This is a genomic window from Porphyromonas circumdentaria, assembly GCF_900167105.1.
Classification (GTDB): Bacteria; Bacteroidota; Bacteroidia; order Bacteroidales; family Porphyromonadaceae; genus Porphyromonas; species Porphyromonas circumdentaria.
In genome coordinates, this window is record NZ_FUXE01000029.1 from 1 (window position 1) to 5,907 (window position 5,907).

A 5,907-nucleotide genomic window follows, 5' to 3' on the forward strand; every position below is an offset into this window, starting at 1 on the left:
ACCAATTCAGAAGAGGCGCAGGGGGCACAGGGTGTAAACTCTTGCATGCCACAAAAGTACTGATAATAAGCATTTTCACTCCATTGTTCCACAACCGATTCATCTGAGAGATTGCGAAGATGTTTGAGAATAAACAATCCACACATCAGACGAATCGGCTTAGCAGGGCGACCATTATTCTGAGAATACAAAGGCTCGAAAGCCGTATCGAATTTTGCCCAATCTATTTTGTCGGCTAATTTATAGAGTGGATGCGATGAATTCAACAGGTCTGATAAGCTGCTGAATAATGAAGGACTATGATGAGGCTTTTTAATCATGAAAATCTGCAAGTTTCTCACTGTAAAGAAAAGAAAGCTTGCAGATTTATCAAAGAGACTCTTAATATAATATGTTGAATATCAGCAATTAGATGACTTTTAAGGGCTGACTATGTATTGCTCCTATCAATAGAAGAGAAAAAGAGCTGTTCCCTCCCATGGAGAACAGCTCTTTGATGCTTTTTGCATTACCCATTGGAGGGGTGCAAAAAGGAGTTTGAAAGGAGGTTAGAACCTTAGTTTCTTTGACTTGACGCTATTGATTAATGGTTGTTTCATTGACAAAGCTCTCTTCGATAGAGATATTGAAAGTTGCATTATTTGTCAAGAGATTACCTGTTATAGTGGTAAGCCAATTACGTTGAATGGGGACGTTGGTTTTGAGGTCGTGGCTGGTAATAGGGGTGGCTCCGTCCAGTGCTTCAAACTTGAGGTGGATGGGCGTTTGATTACTCTTGTCGGTCATTAGGTAGTCCACGATGAGTGTACGGTTGTTTGTACTTAAATCATAGTTTAGGGCATACTCTTTCTGATCCTTATTGATACGACCTGTGTAGAACTTGCTCTCTCCATCGGGTAAATCTTCGCTTTCGCCCTCTCCTGTTACGGCATTGAGCTTTTTGAAACGCTTGCAGCCGTAGTAGGTTATTTTGAAATTGTCAGCTTTCTCCAATTTGTGCAAGCCCCAGTCGGTAGTTACAGCACGCAACTTCGCAAAGGGACGCTTTAGTACGAGCGACTCATTAACGCTTTGGTTGCCTACTTGAAAGTCTTTAGTTATGAAGTAGGCATCGCGACTCTCATCGTTGAGGATATCGGTCTTTTGTACGTCTTTGTAGACAATGTTGGTCAAGTCGGAAGTGTTGTAGTGCAAATCCTCTTCGGAGCCTTGGGTTACAAAGTCCGCCCATACCACAGCTTTGTAGGTGCGGTTAGGGGTTAATCGCAGAGAGAAAGATACGGGTTGGTATCTATCTACCACCTTTTTGATAGGAGCAACAGCTTCAATAGTTGTGCCTGAGGCTTCTACACGATAAATTGCCAACTGGTAGCGAAGATCGTGTGAGGTGGTGAGATTTACATTCGTGAGACCGCCTGCGGCACTACTGCTTTGCTCTCCATAGAGGGCAGCACGAGTAGCTTGGAGACCTTGCTCTTCGGGAATAGATAGCGTAAAGTTGATATTAGCTTCGCTACTACCATCGGGTACTTGTTGATCTATAACAAGCACCTCCTTGGTCTGACATCCTGCCAGAAGAAATAGAGAAAATAGAAGGTAGATTGCTTTGATTTTCATTGTTGTATAAAATAAAAATGGATTAATATGCAAAGAGTAAATATTTAATAGTTAGTTTCTTGTGCTCATCTCTTTAATTAAAAGGAGTTAGAGAGAGACGTGGAGTTGCTTCTCCCGATAGTGTAACTGTACCATTTGTATTGGTAAGCATATTACCCGTAATGGTGGTTAGCCAGTTACGTTGGATAGGAATGTTGCTCTTGAGATTGTAGCGCACTAACGAAGTATTGCCCTCTAAGGCTTCGAATATAATGTTAATCGGAGTTTGTCCTTTTGAAGGAGTCATCAGATAGTCCACCATGATGGTGCGATTGTTAGGGCTCAAGTCGTAACCCAAGGCGTACTCTTTTTCGGTTTTGTTGAGTGTACCACTATAGGTGGTAACGTTTTCGCTTTTGGGGAGGTCGATGCCTGTACTCTGGTCTGTGAGGAGGTTGATGCTTGTAAATCGTTTACAACCATAGTAAGCTATCTTTATTTGGTCTACTTTTGGTGCTGTGGGCTCCCAGTCTGTTGTTACGATACGTAGTTTGGCAAAGGGACGTTTTAGAACGAGTTGCTGTGCCACCCCTTGGTTGGTTACTGCAAACTCTTGTGCACCATAAAAGGCATCGCGGCTCTCATCGTTGAGAATTGCGGTAGCATCGGAGGGCAAGAGGGTGATGTTAGGGAAGTCTTGCGTATTGTAATGGTGGTCTGTACGAGTGCCTTGAGGTATGAAGTCCGCCCATACCACAGCTTTGTAAGTGCGATTGGGGCTGAGACGTAGAGCAAATGTAGCGGGGGTGTTGGCATCCTCGATCTTTGACAGAGGGGCAACCACTCGGCGGTGCGTTCCGTCGCTTTCTACCTTATAAATGGCTATTTGGTAGCGTAGGTCGTATTTATTAACCCAATCAATGTTATGTATGCCCCCTAAAGCACTATTGCTCTCTTGACCCAAGAGGGCAGACCGAGTCTGTAACTCTCCATCGGGGGGTGATACAGAAAAACTAACTTCTATCATGGAGGTTTGCTCTTCAAGGTCGTTATCAACCTCTTGCTTAGGTTGGCAAGAGGGTGTTACTATAAGGACCAAAAGGGAGAGAAATAGTATTGCAATTCTTTTCATCTTTTCAGGGGAGAATTATATTTCTACAATATGTTCGCCATCAAACTTTTCGTCGATAGAGACCTGACCTCCATTGTCAATCTTTTTGGTCAAGAAAGGAGCTTTGACTACCGTCTCATGGTTGCGTAACAAGGGTACTTCTACATTGGCACAACGACTAATCTCTACGCCGTTAGCATCGAAGAAACAGAGGTCTACGATGATGTTGTCTTCCTTTTTGAAACTTGTGAAAAGGTAGTCTTTCAGCAGGATAATCTCCTCTGTATCTTGCGAAAGGTCGTCGGGTAGTGGAGCTTCGAAACTATAGGTGCTAATAAATTCGTTCGGTTCTTTCTGAGAAACATCGTACCCTATGCTCACGTACTGCTTGTAGGTTACTTTCACTTTGCCTCCTTTTAGTTTACCACCATCTTGAACAAAGGCACGATAGTCCGAAGCGACTAATGTATAGCGAGCCACGGGGCGAGAAAGTAATACGGGGATAAGGCGAGAGCGTTGTACTCCCATATCGGGTAGGAGAGGATAACCCTCAGGACCCAAATTCATGTCGAGCGTGAAAGATTGTTGTCCCGCAGCGCAACTTTTGAGATGTATGTCGGTTGGATAATTTTTAATGTTAGAGAGAATGTTGAGAAGAGTAGGGGTAGAGTAATGAGTATCGGTCGGCTGCCCCTTGCGTACATAGTCCGCCCAAGCCAATATGCAGTAGTTACCATCGGGTAGCTTCGTGTATAAGCGATTTTGAGGAGGAAGAGCATCTTTGTCCAACTCCATCACATGGCGCGCTACTCGCTCATCTTGGCGCATAGAGCGTGTGGCACGCGTTGGGTTGCAACGGTAGATGTCGAGGATAAGGCGCATAGCATATCCCTCGGCAGGTTGGTAAGCAGGAGTACTCACAGCATCAAGAACTTTTACCGAACGCTCCCACTTGGGACCATATACTACCTCTTTATGGTAGAGAGGAGGCGTGCGATCGATGTGTGTTTCGATGATAACCTCCGATTCGATGGGTTGTGGATACTCATGGATGGTACGGTCGCAAGAGCTAAGTAGGCTTGCCACCCCACATAGGGTTAGGATAAGTGTATATAACTTCTTGTACATGGTGCTCTTTCTTACTTTTTACGAGGCTTGTAGAATTTGTAAGCAATGGAGATGCCAGCTCTGGTAATACCCCAATAGAAGTCGTTGCCTGAGTGGAATTTAGGACCATTGTTCCAGTTACGATAGACATCGTAGTCATATTCGGCAAAGCCTGCTCCGATGTTGAACTCTAAACTCCAGCGTCCCGCTTTGTCCAAGTGAGTGGCATAGCCGTAGCTGAGTCCCATCCCCCATAGTGCGTGGTTGGGGTCTTGGTATCGTCCATTATCGTTAATAGCCACATTAAAGCCTACTATGTGTGTATGAATCCCGAAGAAGTTGCCTCTGCCCGCTTTTTTCAACCAGTAGCGTAGCTCGGGTTGCGAAGCCAAAAGGCGTACTTTACGAGTTGGGGTGTAGTCGTAGGGAGAATACCAAACAGGTACATCCAAGCTCCATTGACGCCAAAGCTCCACTTCAAAACCAGCATTCGCAAGTAGGGCACCCAAGAAGAGTCCATTTGTTTTAATGGCCCAGAATCGATTTTCAACAGGGGCTTCAAGGGGCATTTCAACCACAGGAGTGGGTGTTATGGTTACAGTGTCGGGTGGTAAATGGGTAGGAGTCGGAGAGACTGGAGTGGGGAGCTTAATATCTTCAGCAGAGCAGACAATAACCATACGCGAGTTACGCAATACGGAAAAAATGTCTTGTAGTAATAGTCGCCACGTCTTTCCTTGGTCTATTGCTTTTATCTTGCGTTTTCTTACTGCCCAATCATTCTCGTTTGAGATGATTTCCAAAACTCGTTCCTTGTTGGGGAATTCTTGTTCCCGAAGGAGACGAGAGAGCGTTAGCCAATCTTCCCAAAGATTTTCTTTCCGAATGTCAGCGTCGGTCAAGTTGGTTTTCCTCTTGATATAGTCAGCAAACACTCGTGCACGCCATGCTCCCAACCACTTATTGCCTTCAATAGGACCCTCAGGCGAGGCACTACCTCCAATCCAAATGTAAGACATCTTGACCCGTTCGTCTTTTCTCAATTTGTTGATAAGGTTTACAATCTCAGAGAGTTGCTCGTCTTCTCGCAACACAGCTTTGTTTACCTCATAGATGACGGGAACAAGATCCGTGTGAGCATACGCTAAAACGGAGTCTAACTTGTCGGAGGGTAGGAATGTTACATACCGAGGATACCATTCGTACGCCTGAGCAATAACAGAGTCCCCTTGAAGAGGGGGAGCCTCTACTTGTAAAGATGCTCCAGCCCATAGTACATGGACAATTAGTGAAAGGAGTAGTAGCGTTCTTTTCATATAATCAATTTAGAGCCTCTGCATATAGGAGGGAATGGCCAAGAGAGAAAAAGAGGTATAGCAGGGCTGTGAAACGATAAAAGGAGTTTGTTCAGAATGAGTGTGGATAATGGCTACATCTTGTGTAGAGAGAGGGTTTGTGAAGTATTGTGTGAACGGAACGTTTTCTATTCATAATTAAAAGGAGAATACTTTAAGCAAGGAGTTTCTCATTAATCCCAATGTCTGTTTCGTGCGCAAATGCAGTAGCATGTATCCATTTCGAGACAAAGATAAAATATTTTATTTAATATAATATCCTCTTTTGTGAATTGTTTTTGAAAGAGGCGACATAATATTGTTTCTTTATTGAGAGATAGCTCTTTCTGTAAGCGAAAGGTTGTAGCTTTCTAAAATCTTTGTAAAAACGTGTTCGGACAATCTGATTTTTATTGAGCTATTATTGTTTTTGAAGAAAAAAGGTAGTGCAACCCGATATTGTTAAAAGTAAGTGTTGGGATAGTAGATTAAAAATGTAACCATTAACCCTTTGGAACAAAACCCTCTGTGCGAACTCTGGAAAGGATTAATCCTTAGGAGGCTAATCATTAACCCTTTTAGAGGGTGTTACGATAATATCGTATTCAGTGTGTTGTTATCGACTTCCTAGATAGTGTCCTCAAAAAAATGTGTAAGCCCCGTAGCTCTTAACTTTGTGGTAACAACAAAAAACAAATTAAGAACAATGGAGCTTACAGCATCACAAAAGTCGGCATTTATTTCGGAAATGCTATCATC

5 protein-coding genes are annotated in these 5,907 nt (G+C 43.6%); all 5 read right to left on the minus strand.

Annotated elements, in window-relative coordinates:
- Positions 1-320, minus strand: a 320-nt coding sequence (locus B5D06_RS08705; RefSeq protein WP_143742667.1) for a transposase, incomplete at its 3' end; no start/stop codon positions are given.
- 256 nt (positions 321-576) lie between these two features.
- Positions 577-1,617 carry a DUF6562 domain-containing protein gene (locus B5D06_RS08710; protein WP_234989587.1) on the minus strand — a complete coding sequence of 347 codons (1,041 nt, stop codon included), beginning with the start codon at positions 1,615-1,617 and terminating at the stop codon, positions 577-579.
- Between the two features lie 73 nt (positions 1,618-1,690).
- Positions 1,691-2,728, minus strand: a complete 1,038-nt coding sequence (locus B5D06_RS08715; RefSeq protein WP_078737592.1) for a DUF6562 domain-containing protein — start codon at positions 2,726-2,728, stop codon at positions 1,691-1,693.
- A 15-nt stretch (positions 2,729-2,743) separates the two neighbouring features.
- On the minus strand, positions 2,744-3,835 hold the full coding sequence (locus tag B5D06_RS08720; protein ID WP_078737593.1) for a DUF6562 domain-containing protein: 1,092 nt from the start codon (positions 3,833-3,835) through the stop codon (positions 2,744-2,746).
- A gap of 11 nt (positions 3,836-3,846) precedes the next feature.
- Positions 3,847-5,130: a DUF3575 domain-containing protein gene (locus B5D06_RS08725; RefSeq protein WP_078737594.1), complete on the minus strand. Its 1,284-nt coding sequence runs from the start codon at positions 5,128-5,130 to the stop codon at positions 3,847-3,849.
- Between the last annotated feature and the right edge of the window lie 777 nt (positions 5,131-5,907).